The following is an 18,583-nucleotide window of genomic DNA, read 5'->3' on the forward strand; positions in this document are numbered from 1 at the left end:
TGTGAATCGATCAAACACGAAACGTGTAAGCATGAATCGCTGTTCGAGACAGCTCCGACTTCTCCGGAGCGCTCCGGAACACACCTCCGCCACGGCGTACGAATCAGCTCCCGCCGTGGAGTACGAATCAGCTCCCACGCGGCGGAACGGAAAACGGACACCGGAAAAAGGGACAGGCTCCGCGACCGGACACTTCCCGTCGTGCTCCGACGACGGTCCCCGACCAACCCCCACACGCCGGCCACGGACACCGCCCGGCCACCGCGTGGCCCCCTCCACTAACGGGAGGCGGTTTCTCCCAGGTAAGGAAGCCACAGCGGATCGGGATCGGTGGATCCGGCCAGCAGCCTCCAGTGCCTGCCCCGGGGAGCCCGCGGGGTCTCCGGCAGGGACCACCCCAGCTCACTCAGGGTGTGGTCCGCCTTACGCCGGTTGCATTTCGTACAACACGCCACACAGTTCTCCCAGGTGTGGGAACCACCCCTGCTCCGAGGCACCACGTGGTCGATGGTCTCGGCCCGAACACCGCAGTACACGCACCGGTGATTGTCCCGCATCATCAACGCCGGCCGGGACAGCGGAACCCTCCCACGGTACGGAACCCGGACGAACTTGCTGAGCCTGATGACCGAGGGGACCTCGATGCTGTGCGAGGCCGAGTTCCAGGTGGACCCCGCCGAATCACCGTGGACGACCTCGGCCTTGCCACAGACGAGCAACACGATGGCCCTGCGCAGCGGCAGAGCGGTCAACGGCTCGAAAGTCGCGTTGAGCAGCAGCACACGCCGCTTCGACCACGTCCCCACGCCCTCGGAACGCTCGGCCGAGGTCGACGGCACGTGTCCGCGCCTGCGGCCCCCGGCGCGTGCACCCCCTCGGTAGGGTGCCGGCGACGGAGCACCGCACGGAATCGGTTTTCGGTCGGGCACTCGACCACCTCCACCGTCTGCCGAGAACAGTCGAACACAAAACCCTCCCGGAACGCACGTGTGATCCGTGCCGCACCCGCCGGGTCAAACCAGATTCGGAAAGAACATCCGGTTAACCAGTCGGAAATCACGGCACCGAATCGATCAATGTCCGACCGTCCCGGCCGGTCGGTATCCCTTCCCTGGAAGGAACGTCCGCCTTCGGGAGGACACCCGAGGCGCGGTACGCACCCCTGTGGGGGTCGCGTACCGTGGGGACGGCGACCGAGCCCCTCCTGTTTCTGCCGAGGTCACCGGCCCGGTCCGTGAACAGAGCGGTCGAGGTGGGTGTTCTCCCACGAACACCCACCGGCGCGTCGTGGACGGCGGGGCGTTCACGAAGCGGACGAGGACGGTCGACCGCGCCTGCCGGAAGCGGTAGTCGAGCGGATCACCGCGGCCACGTCCTCGGAGGGCCCGGGCCGTAGGCACAAGGCAGTTCCCAGCGTCCGCATGGAGCCCCGAGACCATGAACGCGTTACCACTAGCGCAGTCCCAGTGTTCCGACGACGCCAGCCAGTGGTGCAGAACCGTCCTCGACTGGACCGGCAACGCGTGGTTGGCCAACTACTCCAAACTGCTGATCATCACTCCACTGAAGATCCTGCTGATCACGGTTCTGGCGTTCCTGCTGCGCTATGTGCTGCACAGAGTCATCACCCGACTCAGCCGCACCAACGGCACCGCCCCCAAACTGCTGCAACCACTGCGGGAACGACACGGCGACTCGGTCTCCGGTGAGACCCTGGCCGAGCAGCGCAGCCAGCGCGCCAGAACGCTCGGCTCCGTCCTGAAGTCCGTGGTCAGCTTCGTGATCTTCGGATTCGCGGCCATCTACGTCCTGCAGGAGTTCGGGGTCGATCTGGCCCCCCTGATCGCCTCCGCCGGAGTCGTGGGCGTGGCACTCGGGTTCGGCGCGCAGAACCTGGTCCGGGACTTCCTGTCCGGCATGTTCATGATGGTCGAGGACCAGTACGGGGTCGGCGACTGGGTCGACCTGGGAGAGGCCACCGGCACCGTGGAGACGGTGGGGCTGAGGGTGACCACGCTCCGCGACGTCAACGGAACCGTGTGGTACGTGCGCAACGGGGAGATCCTGCGGGTCGGCAACTCCAGTCAGGGCTACGCGGTGGCCGTGGTGGACCTGCCGATCGCGCACAGCAGCGACATCCGCCGCGCCCAGGAGGTCGCCGAGTCCGTCGCCGCCGCGGCGGCGCAGCGCGAGCCCCTCTCCAGGGACGTGCTGACCCCTCCGGAGATGCTCGGCATCAACCAGATCACGTCGGATACGATCACGTTGCGGTTGACCGCGAAGGTCCGTCCCGGACAGCAGTGGGCCGTACAACGTCTGCTCCGTGCCGAGATCAAGCGGGCCTATGACGAAGCGGACATCAAACCGCCTTATCCTGCGGGACGCCTGATGCCAGACTCGGGTGAGCAGCAGTGACGTCGACAGCCTCGCGAGGAGGGCACGTGAGCACTCCGGAAACCTTCTACGACCAGGTCGGCGGCGAGGCCACCTTCCGCGCCCTCGTGGCCCGCTTCTACCGGGAAGTGGCCGAGGACGAGCTGCTGCGCCCGCTGTACCCGGAGGAGGATCTCAGCGGCGCCGAGGAACGGCTCCGTCTGTTCCTCATGCAGTACTGGGGCGGCCCGCAGACCTACTCCGAACAGCGGGGACACCCCCGGCTGCGTATGCGCCACGCGCCCTTCAAGATCGGCCTGGCCGAACGGGACGCCTGGTTACGGTGCATGCGTATCGCCCTGGACGAGGTAGAGCTCACCGACGAACAGCGCGACCGTCTCTGGCGCTACTTCGAGATGGCCGCGCACAGCATGGTCAACTCCTGGTTCTGAACCGCCGGGCCCGTACGGACACGACCTGCGGATTCTCCTCCGTGAGGGAGCACTCCCCGCCGCGTCACACGGTCCTTCCGGGGAAGGCCGTGGCGGCGGTGGCGTGCCCCGTCCCCGGCCCCTCCCCCACCGCGAGATCGTCCTCCCCACGGGGTAGGACATCATCGACGGACGTCGACACCGGTACCAGCCCGGACCGGATCTCGTCGTAGCCCGGCAACCACACGCGTGGTCCAATGATCGACCAGGCACCGTCTGAGCGCATCGACACCGTGCCCGTCCTGCCCGCCGGGCCGGGAATCGGACGCAGTAAGGGGATGACCACTGTGCGCCGCTGGACCGAACAGAACCATGTCACCGGATCTCGTCCCCCTTGGTGGTGGAGCGCGACTCACTACGCGGTCGACGTCCGCCTGTTCGCCGACTCGGACGCCGACGGCGTCGGGGACCTGGACGGGATGCGTCACCGACTCGGTTACCTGGAACTGATCGGCATCGACACGATATGGCTGACCGGCGTGGCGATGACGGGTATGGGGCCCAACATCGGCGATCCACGCCAGGCCGCCTCCGTGCTGGAGTCATTCGAACGGCTGACATCGGCAGCACACGATTGCGATCTGCGGATCACTCTCGATATCGGTGTGGACGTGGCCGACCTACGACAGCCACGTTCCCAACAGGAGCTGGTGCGGACACTTCGTTTCTGGAACGACCTGGGAGTCGACGGTTTCCGACTGGCCCTCTCCCAACGCGGAACACCGCCGGAGGCCGACACCGGCGGTCCGGACCCGGAGACGACCAGGGCCATCAGGGCCGCGTTGGCGGACGACTCCAACCGGCTGATCGGCTCGTTCGTGGAGGAGCAACGCGCCAGTCGCGGCGTGTGGGACGTCGACTTCAACCGGACGCTGGCCGAGACGGACTTCGAGGCGGGCAGCATCCGCGAGGCCGTCGGCAAGGAGCTGGCCGCGTGCAGGGAGTTCGACACCCGCCCCGGATGGCTCGTCTCCGGACGTCATTTCCCCCGGCAGGTGACTCGCTTCGGAGGTGGGGAACTCGGGCGCGCACGCGCCCACGCCATGGCCCTCGTGCTGCTCGCCCTGCCCGGGGTGGTGTGCATAGACAGCGGCGAGGAACTCGGGCTTCCCGAGGTCGTGGGGGACGAGACCGAGATGCCCACCCAGGAGCTGCTCGGGGCACGGGTCCCCATGCCGTGGGAAGGCACGGCTCCCCCGTTCGGCTTCAGCGAGGCCGTGGACTCGTGCCTGCCAGCCCCGCAGGACTGGGGCGGGCTCACGATCGAGGCACAGTTGGAGAGCGCGGACTCGACACTGTCGTTGTATCGTGGGGCGCTGGAGCTTCGGAGGGCCTCCCTCGCCGGTGAGGACTCCGTGCCACCCGAGCTGTTCGCCGAGGACGAGGTGGAGTGGTACGGGGCTCCCCCGGGATGCCTGGCCTTCCGTCGGGGCTCGCGGGGACTGACCTGCGCGCTGAACACCTCTGCCCACCCCGTCCCACTGCCTCCCGGAGAGGTGCTGCTGTCCAGTGCCCCGCTGGAGGACGGACAACTACCGGCCGACACGGCCGCCTGGCTGAGCACGGGCTGAGCGCGCGCACCACCCGTCCGGTTCCGCCGAGGAGGAGGCACGTCACGCTCCCCGTCAGGGGAATTCCGAGGAGGCACGAAGGCACCCGCGCACCACGGCGCTCCGGAGGACGGCACACGAATTCCGCCCGGATGGGAAAGGAGAAACGTCGCATCGCGGGCGGTTCGCGACGACACACCACGGAGAACCGGAACGGGAACGAGTTCCCGAAAGAATCGTTACCCACGTGGTCGATTCAAGATCCACTCGATCGTGGGAACATCACACCTCATCCGGTTCTCCTCGTCCTTGACAGGATGGCCGCTGTGCACTTGACCGACTCGAACCGCCACCCTCCCGCGCCCTCTCCGGGATGGTGGCGGAACCGGATTTTCTACCGCGTCGACACCCGCGCGTTCAACGATTCCGACGCGGACGGGATCGGCGATCTCGAAGGAGTCCGTCACCGGCTCGGTTATCTGGAGCTGATCGGGATCGAGGCCGTCTGGCTGACCGGCGTGATCGCCTCCCCCGTGGGGCGGGCGAGGCAGGGGCGCGACGTGGACCCTCTCGTCGGAACCGTCGAGACGCTGGAGACGCTGGTCGCGGAAGCCCACGAGGCGGGCATCGGAATCGTGCTGGATCTGGCCGTGGACGGCTCCGTTCCGACCGATCCACGCGGGGTGGAGGAACTGGACGCGACACTGCGTCACTGGACGAGACACGGCATCGACGGGTTCAGGGTGGCCTCCACTCCCGGCATCACCGGCCCCGTCGACGAGAACACCCACGCGATACTGCGTCTGGCACGCCAGTGCCTCGGCGAGTCCCGCACCGTACCGCTCGGTGGACTCGTGCAGCACTGGCACACCGCGAGCGGTCCCCTGGTGGAACTGGACCTGGGGGTGGACGACCGCTTCAGCACCACCCCTTTCGAGGCCTTACGGATCCGCCAGGTCATCGACACGGTGCTCAACGACAGCGGCAAGGTCGGGAGCACACCGGTGTGGACCCTGTCCAACTGGGACCACCCGAGGCCGACCACGCGTTTCGGTGGCGGGGCCACCGGACTGGCCCGCGCCCGTGCCATGGCACTCGTCCAGTTCGCCCTTCCCGGCGTGGCCGGAGTGGACAACGGGACCGAACTGGGCTTACCCGAATCCGAGCGCCCGGACCGGACCAGCAGCCACCCGGTGCGGGGCATGATCCCCTGGGAGGGTTCCGACCCCCCTTTCGGTTTCTCCTCGGCCCCGGCGGGCTGGTGGCCCACGCCTCCCAGTTGGGCGTCCAGCACGGTGGAGACCCAGCTCGAGGACCCGGGCTCCACCCTGTCGCTGCACCGCAACGCCATGGAGCTACGCCGCTCCTACGAGCTGGCCACACTGGCACCGATCCGCTGGTACGGGGCGCCCCGAGGGTGTCTGGCCTTCCGACACGACCGGGGGAAGCTCACCTGTGCGTTGAACACCTCGTCCACATCGGTACCGGTACCTCCGGGCGAGATCGTGCTGTGCAGCTCCCCCCTCGACTCCGGCGATCGACTACCCCCGAACACCGCCGTGTGGCTGGTCTGAACACGCTTCCGCCCCGTCACGACCGGATGCGGTGTCCTCCTCGGAACCGTGCGGGGCGGCACTTCCACGAAGATCAGCGGTCAACCCCGCGAGGTCGTAGCCGTCGGTGTGGCGGGACAGGTCCAGATAGCGGGTGAAGTACATCGCCGCCACGACCGGCAAGGACAGCACGGCACTCGACGAGTCCCGCACCACGTTGTCGAACCAGCCGGCTTCGGCGCCTCCACTGACCACGGTCTCCGACACGGAAGCCACCACCGAGGGAAACGTCAGCGCCACGGACACCGTGACCAGGGTGGGAGGCACCCGACGCAGCACCATGTGCACCACCCCGCGCAACGCCTCCCGCGCCCCGGAACGCCGCACGGTGAAGGGAACGACGGCCACGCTGGCGAACACCCCGGAGACGATCCCGACCAGGGAGCCGAGCATCACGCCCACCGACAGCACCAGGATCAGCACGAGCCCGCCCGAGGAGGCCGGGGCCTCCTCGGACAACATCGGAGCCGCCCGCAGTTGGAGAAAGTACAGGGGCAGGGCCGTGAGCACCGCGGGAAGCACCACCAGAACCAGTCCGAAGCCGCACAACCCCGCCCAGCGCCTGCTCAACAGGTGCCACACACGACGCGGAACAGCCCGGTAGCCGGCACAGACCCAGGCCAGAGCAGCCACGCTGACCGCTATCACCGCGATCCGCGCGGGCATCACGAGCATCGCCCGCAGCACCCGACTCCAGACGTCCACCCAGCTTCCCTCGTCGACCCGCAGCAACCCGTCCCGCAGACCGACCCGTCGACACATTCCGAAACGACAGCTCACGGCCCAGCTCACGGCGTTGAACGGGACCACCACGAGCGCGGCCAGCGGGAAGAGCCACCACGTCCGCAGCAGCAGAACCAGCGCACCGCTCAGCGGCCCGGGCAGCCGGAAAGCCTCCCGGAAGGAACGGCTCATGCGCAACGCGTCCGGACTTTCCGGCATGGCGGGGTAGTCGTACACACCCCGATTCTCGGACACACGGTGTCCACGCGGGAACACCGCACGGAAGCACGGGGGAAGGCGGGATCAGGTCAACAGGGGCAGCAGTGCCCTCCTGCGCCGCACCACCGCACCGAAACGGGAGTCGATGCGCAGCCACGACTCGGTGGCACTGACCCGCACCACCTCGTCCTCCGAGGGGTCACTGACCAGAAAACCCATCCCCGTCAGGACGAACAAACACCGCAGCGGCACTGTCACCCGCAGACCGGAGCCGCTGACGGTGAACACCTCCTGGTCCATCAGCGAAGCCGGCGGGGTCCCCTTGGGACCGACGTTCTCCCGGGCGACCCCGACTCCGCGTTCGGCCACCTCCCCCACCACTCTGGCGGGGAGGTCGTCCACGTGACGCCACCCCTCGGGAGGAGGGAGCTCGGAGCGCCACAGCAGATCACGCTCCGGGCCGGGGTCCATCACGGGACCGTTCGACACCGTCAACGCGGCGAGCAGTTCGTTGCCGGACACGCTCACATCCCCGGGCTCGACCTCGCCCTGGACCGATCGGGTGCACAACGCGTCGAACGGGGTCGCCGACCACGCGTCCAACCGCCCGTCGGCCCTGGTACGCAGGCGGATCACCGCCTGCTCGTCCAGTCGTACGGCGCGGGCGACGAAAGCGCTCAGGTCGTCCCGTTCCACCGAGCGTGGCATCCGCAGCTCAGGCAATTCGACGCTCCTCGTCGGGGGCGGCCGGTTCGCGTACCCATTCTTCCAGGAAGGAGTACTCCCCCTCGGTCAGGCGGCGCGGTCGTCCGGCCCGCAGGTCGTAGGGCACCATGAGCGTTTCCGCCGTGGTCACCACCTCCTTGCCACCGGCCGCCACCGTGTAGTCCACCACGAACGAGGAACGCCGCAGCTCACGCAGTGAGAGACTCACCCGGACACGTCCCATCCGGTAGTCCACCGGAGCGCGGTAGTCGACCGACAGCCTGGCCACCACCAGACCCTCGGACATCCCCGCGTGTCCCCGGCGCTCCGCCTCGGTGAACAGCAGACTCGCCCGGGCCTCCTCCAGCAGCGTGACGGTTCTGGCGTGGTTGACGTGGCCGAAAGCGTCCATATCGGACCAACGCAGCGGTACCTCGGTGACGAAGGCTCCCACCTTTTCCTCTCCTCCAAGGGTCGGGCCGCCGACAGGGCCGACGCGGTGCGTGACACACCCGTCCGGGTGAACCACGGTACTCCGTCACGCTACGGACACCGCACCCGACGAGTCCTCCGTCACCGCGTCGGCCCCACAGATCAACGCACCATGCTGCGCAACTGCCTGGCGGCCACCGAGAGCGTGGCCAGATCCTGCTTGCCGGCCTGCTTGATCTCCTCCAGGGAGGAGCGGGCACGACCGATCCGGGAGGCGTTGGCCGCCTCCCAGTGGGCGATCTTGTCCTCCGGGGACTCACCCGGGTCACCACTGCGCAGCACGTCCACCGCTATCGCCCGCAGCGAGGTGTACAGATCGTCCCGCAACGCCAGCCGGGCCAACGCGTGCCAGCGGTTGCCCCGTTCCAGCTCGCCGACCGAAACCAGCATCCGCTCCATGTCGAGATACTCCGACAGGGCGAAGTAGAGCTCGGCGCTCTCCCGGGGGCTGCGTTCGGTCGGGACCCCGGCCTCACGCTCGGCCAACTCGGTGATCTCGGTGATGTCCAGCAGGGCGAAGGTGTCCAGCAACGTCCCGATACGCCGTGCCAGCTTCTCAGGCACTCCCCGTTCGATCAGCTCGTTCGCCCGCTTCGCGGCGTTCTCGGCCGCCTTGCCCTGGACCATGTCCCAGACGGACTCGGACAGTTCCACCACGGCCGGACGGAAACGGTGTATCTCGGCGCTGATGGCCAGTGGCTGGGGACGGTTCGACAGCAGCCACCGGGAGGCCCGGTCCAACAGCCTGCGAGTCTCCAGCATCATGGAGTCGACCACCTCGCTGGGCACCACGCCGTGCAGCCGCTCGATCTCGGCCCACAGCCCCGGCAGGTCGTAGACGGCGGTCACAACCTCGAAGGCCCGCACCGCGTCGGTCGTCTCGGCGCTCATCTCCTCCAACAGCCGGTAGGCGTAGGAGATGCCGGCCCCGTCGACGACCTCGTTGACCAGCAACGTGGTCGTGATCTCCCGTCGCAGCGGATGGTGCCGCACCGCGTCCGCATAGTGCTCCCGCAGCGGAGCCGGGAAGTACTCGGGAAGCCGGACCGCGAAGGACTCCGTGTCCGGCAGGTCGCTGGCCAGCACGTCCTGTTTCAACGCCAGCTTGACGTGCCCCATCAGGGTGGCCAGTTCCGGCGAGGTCAACCCCTGCCCGGCCTTCTCCAGCTCCCGGAACTGCTGGGGACTCGGCAGGGCCTCCAGGTCACGATCCAACCCGGATCGTTTCTCCAGCTCGGCCACCTGCCTGGCGTGCACCGAGACCATCTGGGCCGCGTGTGCCCGCGAGGTTCCCAGCACGGCGTTCTGCCGCTGGTTGTCGGTCAGCACGAGCTCGGAGACCTCGTCGGTCATCTCCCGCAGCAGCTGGTCACGCCGCGAGCGGTCCAACCGCCCCTCGGAGACGAGCTGGTCGAGCAGGATCTTGATGTTGACCTCGTGGTCGGAGCAGTCGACTCCGCCGGAGTTGTCCAGGGCGTCGGTGTTCACCTTGCCGCCCGCGCGGGCGAACTCGATCCGGCCGAGCTGGGTCATGCCGAGGTTTCCGCCCTCGCCGACCACCTTCGCGCGGAGTTCCGCCCCGTCCACCCGGACGGGGTCGTTGGACTTGTCACCGACCTCGGCGTGGGTCTGGGTGCTCGCCTTGACATAGGTGCCGATGCCGCCGTTCCACAACAGGTCCACCGGAGCCCGCAGAATCGCCTTGATCAGTTCGCTCGGAGCCAGCGCGGACACGCTCTCGTCGATGCCCAGTGCCGCACGGATCCGCGGGTTCAGCGGAATCGACTTCGCCGAACGCGGCCAGACACCGCCTCCCTCGCTGATCACACTGCGGTCGTAGTCGTCCCAGGTGGACCGGGGAAGTTCGAACAACCGGGCGCGCTCGGCGTAGGACGCCGCGGGATCGGGGTCGGGGTCGACGAAGACGTGCATGTGGTTGAACGCCGCCACCAGGCGTATGTGCTCGGAGAGCAGCATCCCGTTGCCGAACACGTCACCGGCCATGTCACCGATACCGACCACGGTGAAGTCGTCACGGTGGACGTCGGTGTCCAGCTCGCGGAAGTGCCTTTTGACGCTCTCCCAGGCTCCTTTGGCCGTGATCCCCATCGCCTTGTGGTCGTAGCCCACCGAACCGCCGGAGGCGAAGGCATCGCCGAGCCAGAAACCGTAGGAGGCGGCCACCTCGTTGGCGATGTCGGAGAACGTGGCGGTCCCCTTGTCCGCGGCCACCACCAGGTAGGTGTCGTCACCGTCGTGGCGCACGACCCCCTTCGGAGCCACGGCCCGTCCCCCGACCAGGTTGTCCGTCACGTCGAGCATGGCCGAGATGAACATCCGGTAGCAGGCCACACCTTCGTTACGCGTGGCCTCCCGGTCCGTCGCGGGGTCCCCCGTGGGAGCCGGCGGACGTTTCAGCACGAAACCGCCCTTGGCTCCGACCGGGGCGATCACGGCGTTCTTGACGGCCTGGGCCTTGGCCAGTCCGAGGATCTCGGTGCGGAAGTCCTCCCGACGGTCGGACCAGCGCAGCCCGCCACGGGCGACGGAGCCGAACCTGAGGTGGACCCCCTCGAAGCGAGGGGAGTACACGAAGATCTCGTACTGCGGACGTGGCTCGGGCAGACCGGGGATCTCCTGCGGTTCCAGTTTGAACGACCAGAACGAACGCGGGCTCTCCTCGGAGTCCCGGACGAAGTGGTTGGTCCGCAGCGTCGCACGGATCAGACTGAGGTAGTTCCGCAGGATCCTGTCCGCGTCCAGGCTCGTCACCTCGTCGATCGACCGGTTCAGGGCGGCGACGAGCTCCTGCTCGTGGGAGTCGCGGACGGAGTCGGACAGCTCGGGGTCGAAGCGGGTCTCGAACAGCCTGACCAGCCGCACCGTGATGTCACCGTGCGCGATCAGCGCGTCCTCGATGTAGTCCTGGCTGTAGGCGACACCGACCTGGCGCAGGTACTTCGCGTAGGCACGCAGCACAGTGGCCTGACGCCAGGTCAGCCCGGCGCGCAGTACCAGTGAGTTGAACCTGTCCACCTCCGAGTCACCCTGCCAGGCGGCCCGGAAGGCCTCCTCGAAACGCTGCCGCAGGGTGTCGAGTCGTTCCCCTCCGGACTGTTCGGCCAGATCGCGCTCGGGGCGCAGTCCGAAGTCGAAGATCCACCGCCGGGTCGTCTCGTCCGGGGACACCTCGTAGGGACGCTCGTCGACGACCTCGACCCCCATGCTCTGCAGCACCGGAAGCACCCGGGACAGCGTCACCCGCTCGGTGAGGAACATCTTGAACCGCCGGTCGCCCGGCAGCCCCTCCCGGGGCGTGTAGAACGACATCGCCAACTCACCCGGCTGGGAAAGGCCCTCCAACCGGCGCAGATCGGCCAGCCCCTCGGCGGCGTCGAAGTCCTCCTTGTAGGCCTCCGGGAACGCCGCTGCGTAGCGCTGCCCCTCCTCGCTGGTCGTCTCCGGGCCGAAGGAGACCGCTCGCCCGTCCCGCCTGGCTTCGTTGCGGTGGCCCCGGCGTTCGGAGTCGACCTCGTCGACCATGTCGTCTTCCCAGGTGCGGGTGGCCTCGCTGAGCAACCGCTGCACCCGGTTGAGATCCGGTTCGAGTCGGCTGCCGGGTTGCGTGTGCACGACGAAGTGGATCCGCGCCAGCGCGGACTCCCCCACCCTGGTGCTGTACTCCAGCCCCGTACCGTGCAGCTCTGCCAGCAGCACCTCCTGCATGGCCAGCCTCGACCGGGTCGTGTAACGCTCTCGGGGCAGATACACCAGGCAGGAGAAGAACCTGCCGTAGGGGTCACGACGCAGGAAGGGTTTGAGCTTGCGACGCTCGGCCAGGGCCAGCACCCCGGTGATGATGTCGAGCAGCGTGTCCGGATCGGTCGCGAACAGCTCGGTACGCGGATAGCTCTGGATCTCCTCCAGCATCCGCTGCCCGGAGAAGGACTCCATCGGGAAACCGGCCCGATGGATCACCTCACGTGCGCGTCGTTCGATGACCGGGATGTCGAGGACGTTCTCGTGCAGCGCCGTGGTGGTGAACAGGCCGATGAAACGGTGTTCGCCGGTCACGACGCCGTCCCGGTCGAAGGTACGCACTCCCACGTAGAAGGGGTGTCCGGCCCGGTGGACCGGGGAGCCCGCGTTCGCCTGGGTGAGGACGAGCAGGTCTCCCGCGTTGGACTCGGTTTCCGTCCTCGCCGAGAGGCTCCGGGCGGTGCTGCTGTCGGAACGCAGCACACCGAGGCCGCTGGCGAGCACCCCCCGCAGTTCGGACTCCCCGGCCTCCGGGTTCACGGCCACCTCGTCGTGGCGGTATCCCAGGAACACGAAGTGCCCGTCGGCCAGCCAGCGCAGCAGTGCCGCCCCGTCCCGGATCCGCTCGGCGGAAAGCGGCGGGGCGTCCTGCTCCAGAGCGTCGGCGATTCCGCGGGCGGTGGCGTGCATCCGGTCGGTGTCCTCGACGACCTCTCGCACGTCCGTGAGCACGGTCAACAGTCGCTGTTCGAGTTCACGAACCCGCGCGGACTCGGGGAGCCGGTCTATTTCGAGGAACATCCAGGACTCGGCGAGCGCGTCCTCGGGAGGATCGGAGGGGTCGGCGTCGGCCAGGACCTCACGCAGCTCACCGGCCACATCCCGCCGCACGATCACGATCGGGTGCACGACCCGCTGCACCTGGGCTCCGGCCCTGGTGAGTTCAGCGATCACCGAGTCGACGAGGTAGGGCATGTCGTCGGTGACCAGCTGCACCACCGTGGCGGGGCTCTGCCATCCGTCGACGGAACGCTCGGGGTTGAAGATCCGCACCAGAGGGCGGCCGGGAGCCCTGTGGGCGGCGAGTTCGTGGTGGGAACGGAGCGCTCCCACGAGGTCGGCGGGTTCGTCCCCGGCCATCTCCTCGGCGGGGACGTGTCGGTAGTAGGTGCGTAGCAGGTGGCCCAGTTCCGGGGCCGTTTGTACGGCTCGCTCCACCAGATCGGTCACATGCTCAACATCATCCGCGCCGTTCTCGGACAAGGGGGCCCGGTCCGTGTTCGACGCGGTGTGTTCAGTACTCAACTGTCCGGATTCAGAGGTCATCGTCACGCAGCTCCACAACTAGCGGCACCTCGTTGTGCCAACACGAACCACCCTAGAGGCTGTGCGACTCGCTGTGGGGACGGCCTCGAGCAGAGCTCGGTGAACGCTCAACGAACCTGGGGGGTCCAGGTCCGGCTGCCGTCGGAGCCCTCCTCCCCCACCGCGTGGCGTCTGTGCGCGCGTCCTTCCCTCCCCGGCACGTCGCTCGGGGAAGCGTCGTGTGTGCCCGTGGCGGACCGGTCGAACGGACTCCGTTCCCCGGAGACGGGCTCAGCGTCTCCGACCGTGGAGGTGTGGGAAGCCGCACCCGCCGCGTCGTGTCCGGTGGTTTCCTGACGTCCGTGCTGGTAGGCGACCAACGCCTCGGCCAGCAGGTCCGCCAGCCCCGACTGGTCGGTGCCGTCGACCCGCTCGCTCGCGGCCTCGACCCCGGGGAGGTCCCTGATCAGTTCACGACTCTGTTCCAGCAGCTCCTCGGAAACGGTCCCTCGGGGACTCTCGTGGTCGGTCTTGTCCGGGGAGGGGACCGCCGTGGACCCGGTGGACTGCTCCGCCGGGTCGTCCTCGGAGGCGGCACGCCGTCTGCGCCCGCCGGAGCGGAACGTCTCCGGTCCGCTGTCGCGAGCCGAACGCCCGCCCTGCTGCTCGGCCTCGATAGCGGCCTTGATCTCGGCGAGAGAACGCCCGTGGGAACGGCGTCCCGAGGAGGACTCCTCGTGTTGGTCCACGCGGTGTTCCTCCTCGGAGGCCGCTGTGGAGTTTCGGGACGTGTGGTGCTGTCCCGACGCGGGGGTCTCCTGCCGGGAGAGGGGAGGCTCGCCCGGAGTCCGGCCGGTGGGCCCCCGGAGATCCTCCGAGGGAGGAGACGACACCTCCGATGAGGTGTCGGCGGTCTCCGGCTCGGATGGCAGGATCGGCAACACGGTCGTCGTGTCGGCCGAAGCGCTCTCGGAGCCGGGGAAGGTGGAAATCAGTGAGGTCTCCCCGGAAGGATCCTCCCTGGGAGCGGCGAAGTGCCACCCGTAGTCGACCCCCGAGGCGGAGACTCCGTGGCTCCGGGGAGTGGGTTCCGGCTCCGTCATGGGGAAGTCCGCCGGTTGGTCCTTTCTCGTGGCCTGCTCTCCGAGGCTTACGGGAGTGTCCTGCCCCCCGGTCAGGTACGAGACGGTCGGTGTCGAAGCAGCCTCCTCCGAGCCGTGCTTGGTTTCCTCCGCCGCTGTGGCTGAGGGTGTGGACGTACCCGACTGGGGTGGGACGGAGGGTTCGGCCTCCCTGCGCCGTCTTCCGCCGCCGCCTTTCGCTCCGGTCGCCGCACGAGTACGACGTTCCCCTCGGGTCGGAGTGCCGACGGCGTCCTCGGCCGCCACTCGCGTGGGGGACTCCCCACGCTCCTGGCCCCGTGAGGTGTCCGGACCGGAAGGGCCGGTGAGGCTCTCCCCGGACTCGGTCTCTTCCGACCGCCGGACCAGAGCGTCCAGCAGTCTCCGAGCGGCTTCGCCGGTGTCCTCGTTCTTGGCTGTGCTGGGGCTGGGGACCTCGGGAGTCCGGTGGAGGGCCGCACCACCCGTGTCGCCGTTTCCGGTGGACCGGACGTCCCCCACCGACTGTTGCCGGGGAACGGCAGCCCCCTGGAACCGCCGGGCCGGGAACTCCTCGAGCAAACGCAGACGGGCGTGCTCGAGTGTCCTGCGGTGCCGGTGATCGACCGAGTAGGCCTCACGGAGGCAACGCAAGGCCTCCGGAAGTTCGGAGGCGGCCTCGTGCAGGTTCGCCAGCACGTTGAGGGCCGCGGTCTGCACGTCGAACAGCTCGTGCTTGCGCGCCCCGTCCAGCGCCTCGTGCAGGGACTCCACCGCCGTTCGTCTCCGCCCCGAGGGGAGGTGGACTCTCGTGGCCAGTGCCAGTCGCAGCCATCCCACGGGAGCGGCCGCGGCGGCCCGGGGAGGCTGGTGCAGCAGCTCCTCGGAGCAACGAACCGCTTCCGCTGTTCTCCCCAGTTCGAGCAGCCCCTGGGTCTGTTCGAGCACCAGTCCGGCCCGCACGCCACCACTGTCGATGGCGGGGTCACCGAGCCGTCGCAGGTACTCCATGCCACGCAGCGCCGCGTCGATCGCCACGGTGAACTCGCCGTGCCCCCGGTGGTGGCCGGCCCGGGCCATGTCGACCCTGGCTCGCAGCAGTCCCACCAGGTCCCGGTGGTGCTCGGACTCCGCCGCATAAAGCCGGTCCGCCTCGTCCAGGGCCCTGAGTCGTTCGGCGGAACGGCGGTGCATCGGAAGCGAGCCGCAGAACTCCACCAACGCGTGGGCTCGGAGGCGCGCAGGCACGTCCTCCTTCTCCAGCAGGGGGTCCAGCACCCGGCTGGCCACGTCGTAGCTGCCGCTGCCACGCGCACAGCAGGCCAGTTCGATCCGTAGCCGGTCGAGCAGTTCACCGGAGCCGGCCCGTTCCGCCTCCCGGAACACGCCGAGCGCGCGTTCGGTCTCGGCGGCGGCGTGTCCCAACCTGTTGGCGGCGAACAGCGCCACGTACTCGGCGTGGAGACGCTGTTCGGGATCACCGTTCTCTCTCGCCCACGAGGCAGCGCGGTTTCCGAGCAGCAGAGCCAGTTCCGGAACCCGCCAGCGCCACTGCCAGGCGGATTCCAGCAGCTCCTGGCCGGGCCTGCTCGCCCACGAACCGCGCTCCCTCGCCAAGACGACTCTCCGATCTCAGCCGCGTGTGAGTTTGCGGTGGGTCACCCGGTGCGGACGCGCGGCCTCGACGCCCAACCGGTCGATCTTGTTCTTTTCGTATCCCTCGAAGTTACCTTCGAACCAGAACCACTTGGCCGGATTCTCTTCGTCGCCCTCCCAGGCGAGGATGTGGGTGGCCACCCGGTCCAGGAACCAGCGGTCGTGGGAGATGACCACGGCGCAGCCGGGGAACTCCTGCAACGCGTTCTCCAGCGAGGACAACGTCTCCACATCCAGGTCGTTGGTCGGCTCGTCCAACAGCAGCGTGTTCCCACCCTGCTTGAGAGTCAACGCCAGATTCAACCTGTTGCGTTCACCGCCGGACAGCACTCCGGCTGGTTTCTGCTGGTCAGCGCCTTTGAATCCGAATGCGCTCACGTAGGCCCGCGAGGGCATCTCGACCTGGCCAACCTGGATGTGGTCCAGCCCGTCGGACACGACCTCCCAGACACTCTTGTCCGGGTCGATGCCCGCACGGTTCTGGTCCACATAGCTGAGCTTGACCGTGTCCCCGACCCGCACTTCGCCGCTGTCCGGCTGTTCGAGACCGACGATGGTTTTGAACAGGGTCGTCTTGCCGACTCCGTTGGGCCCGACCACGCCGATGATGCCGTTGGGCGGCAGCGTGAAAGACAGCCGGTCGATCAAGAGATTGTCCCCGAAGCCCTTGCTCATCTCGTTCGCCTCGACGACCAAGTTACCCAACCTGGGCCCCGGCGGGATCTGGATCTCCTCGAAATCCATCTTTCGGGTCTTCTCCGCCTCGGCGGCCATCTCCTCGTAGCGCTCCAGACGGGAACGCGACTTCTTCTGGCGCGCCTTGGTGTTCGACCGCACCCACTCGAGCTCGTCCTTGAGCCGTTTCTGGAGTTTGGCGTCCCGCCTGCCCTGCACGGCCAGTCGCTCGGACTTCTTCTGCAGGTAGGTCGAGTAGTTGCCCTCGTAGGGGTAGGTGTTGCCGCGGTCCAGCTCCAGGATCCATCCCGCCACGTTGTCGAGGAAGTAGCGGTCGTGGGTCACGGCGAGCACGGCACCGGAGTAGTTGGACAGGAACTGCTCCAGCCACTGCACGCTCTCCGCGTCCAGGTGGTTGGTGGGCTCGTCGAGCAACAACAGGTCGGGCCTGCTCAGCAGCAGCTTGCACAGGGCGACCCTGCGGCGCTCCCCACCGGAGAGGTACCGAACCTCCGCGTCGGCCGGTGGGCAGCGCAGAGCGTCCATGGCCTGTTCGAGCTGGGAGTCCAGCTCCCAGGCCTCGGCGTGGTCGAGCTCCTCCTGGAGCTTGCCCATCTCCTCCATGAGCTCGTCGGTGTAGTCGGTGGCGAGCTGCTCGGCGATGGTGTTGAAGCGGTTCAGCTTCTGCTTGATCTCACCGACGCCCTCCTCGACGTTGCCGAGGACGGTTTTCTCCTCGTTGAGCGGGGGCTCCTGCTGGAGGATGCCGACGCTGTAACCGGGTGACAGGAAGGCCTCACCGTTGTTCGGGTGGTCGAGTCCGGCCATGATGCGCAACACACTCGACTTACCGGCCCCGTTCGGCCCCACCACACCGATCTTGGCGCCGGGGTAGAACTGGAGCGTGGCGTTCTCCAGTATTACCTTGTCTCCGTGCGTTTTGCGCACGTTCTTCATGGTGTAGATGAACTCGGCCATATCTCCGATCGTAGATGTGTCCGCACGTGGCGTCTGCACTGCCATCCGTACGGTGTGCGCCCGCCCGAGCAGCGGGCGAACGCACACCTCACAACCCCGGGGCCAGCGGATTTCCTCGGTGGGCTACTCCTCAGGCACCCACCGGACGAGGTGTCCGCTCATCCGTGCCGGAGCCGACGATGTTGACGGCCCGCAGGTGGTACGGCAGAGCCTCCTCCTCGTTCGAGGTCTGGGTGTTCGAGGTCTCGGTCGAGTCCTCGCCGGCGCGGATGTCGTAGAGCACGTCGAGCCCCACGGCGCTGGCCTCCACCTCCGCGGTGACGCGGCGCTGTCCCTCGACCTCGTACTCCCTGGTTCGCAGCTTGCCGGTCACCACCACGGGGTCCTTCCTGTCCAACGAGCTCAGCACTCCCTGGGCGAGTTCCTTCCGACAGTGGACCGTGGCGTACACACGGTCCCCGTCCACCCAGCGACGGTTGGTCCGGTCGAAACGACGGGCGATGCTGACCATGCGGAAGCTCACCACCTGGTTGCCGCTGCGGGTCTCCCGGGACTTCGGCACGCTGAGGACTTCTCCCACGAGGGTGACGGTCGTCTCGTACACGAGTTCCACCTTCCGATCGAACTACGGTTGCCACGCCGAACGGCGCTGATCACAGCCTGCCGCCGGAGAACACGGGAAGCGACACCTTTCTCACTGTCTGTGCACAACCGCCGCCGTTGTGGACAACTTCACGAGGCGGAACGGGCGTCGCTCCCAGCGGACACGAACACCGTTAGATTACGAATCGATACAGCAAGCACAGCGAACACGAAAGAACGCAGATCGAGTTCACGTTAGTCGAGATGTACTACAATGGCTGGTCAGAGCTTCGGGGAAGCCCCCGAAGTCGTGCCGGGAAGTGATCCGGACACGGGGAACCGACCGCGTCCGATTATGATCC

General features: G+C 67.8%; 11 protein-coding genes and 1 pseudogene. 4 read left to right on the forward strand and 8 right to left on the reverse strand.

The genetic code is table 11. The features are described from left to right. Positions 1–278 precede the first annotated feature (278 nt). Complete coding sequence (locus tag CEP50_RS04065) at positions 279–839, reverse strand: HNH endonuclease (RefSeq protein WP_258174815.1); 561 nt, start codon at positions 837–839, stop codon at positions 279–281. A gap of 985 nt (positions 840–1,824) precedes the next feature. On the opposite strand from CEP50_RS04065, the pseudogene CEP50_RS20845 reads away from it, so the two are divergent. From CEP50_RS20845 to CEP50_RS04085, 4 genes and pseudogenes are all read left to right on the forward strand, one after another. Then, positions 1,825–2,415, forward strand: a pseudogene (locus CEP50_RS20845) (mechanosensitive ion channel family protein); the annotation flags it as partial. Positions 2,416–2,441: 26 nt separating this feature from the next. Continuing rightward, positions 2,442–2,825, forward strand: coding sequence for a globin (locus tag CEP50_RS04075; protein ID WP_019855108.1), 384 nt, complete (start codon positions 2,442–2,444; stop codon positions 2,823–2,825). A gap of 236 nt (positions 2,826–3,061) precedes the next feature. Then, the gene (locus CEP50_RS04080; protein WP_106112579.1) at positions 3,062–4,435 is read left to right on the forward strand and encodes an alpha-amylase family glycosyl hydrolase; all 1,374 of its coding nucleotides are present in this window, start codon (positions 3,062–3,064) and stop codon (positions 4,433–4,435) included. A 296-nt stretch (positions 4,436–4,731) separates the two neighbouring features. Further along, positions 4,732–5,988, forward strand: a complete 1,257-nt coding sequence (locus CEP50_RS04085) for an alpha-amylase family glycosyl hydrolase (protein WP_258174817.1) — start codon at positions 4,732–4,734, stop codon at positions 5,986–5,988. On the opposite strand, the gene CEP50_RS04090 is transcribed toward CEP50_RS04085, so the two are convergent. The 7 genes from CEP50_RS04090 to CEP50_RS04120 form a co-directional block, all read right to left on the reverse strand. Further along, entirely contained in the window at positions 5,956–6,987 is a 1,032-nt protein-coding gene (locus CEP50_RS04090; RefSeq protein ID WP_106112581.1) for a hypothetical protein, read from the reverse strand. The two genes, CEP50_RS04085 and CEP50_RS04090, sit on opposite strands and share 33 nt — an antisense overlap. 66 nt (positions 6,988–7,053) lie before the next feature. Beyond that, a complete protein-coding gene (locus CEP50_RS04095; protein ID WP_106112582.1) occupies positions 7,054–7,692 on the reverse strand; it encodes a hypothetical protein in 639 nt (212 codons plus the stop codon). After that, the gene (locus tag CEP50_RS04100; RefSeq protein WP_106112583.1) at positions 7,685–8,128 is read right to left on the reverse strand and encodes an acyl-CoA thioesterase; all 444 of its coding nucleotides are present in this window, start codon (positions 8,126–8,128) and stop codon (positions 7,685–7,687) included. Before CEP50_RS04100 ends, CEP50_RS04095 begins: the two co-directional genes overlap by 8 nt. Positions 8,129–8,268: 140 nt before the next feature. Further along, positions 8,269–13,251, reverse strand: coding sequence for an NAD-glutamate dehydrogenase (locus tag CEP50_RS04105; protein ID WP_258174820.1), 4,983 nt, complete (start codon positions 13,249–13,251; stop codon positions 8,269–8,271). 107 nt (positions 13,252–13,358) lie between these two features. Continuing rightward, the gene (locus CEP50_RS04110) at positions 13,359–15,947 is read right to left on the reverse strand and encodes a tetratricopeptide repeat protein (protein ID WP_106112585.1); all 2,589 of its coding nucleotides are present in this window, start codon (positions 15,945–15,947) and stop codon (positions 13,359–13,361) included. A 15-nt stretch (positions 15,948–15,962) separates the two neighbouring features. Further along, positions 15,963–17,639: an energy-dependent translational throttle protein EttA gene (gene ettA, locus CEP50_RS04115; RefSeq protein WP_019855117.1), complete on the reverse strand. Its 1,677-nt coding sequence runs from the start codon at positions 17,637–17,639 to the stop codon at positions 15,963–15,965. 130 nt (positions 17,640–17,769) lie between these two features. Continuing rightward, positions 17,770–18,243, reverse strand: a complete 474-nt coding sequence (locus CEP50_RS04120; RefSeq protein WP_258174822.1) for a single-stranded DNA-binding protein — start codon at positions 18,241–18,243, stop codon at positions 17,770–17,772. Between the last annotated feature and the right edge of the window lie 340 nt (positions 18,244–18,583).

Origin of the sequence: Actinopolyspora mortivallis, assembly GCF_003001495.1 — a bacterium.
Lineage (GTDB): Bacteria > Actinomycetota > Actinomycetes > Mycobacteriales > Pseudonocardiaceae > Actinopolyspora > Actinopolyspora mortivallis_A.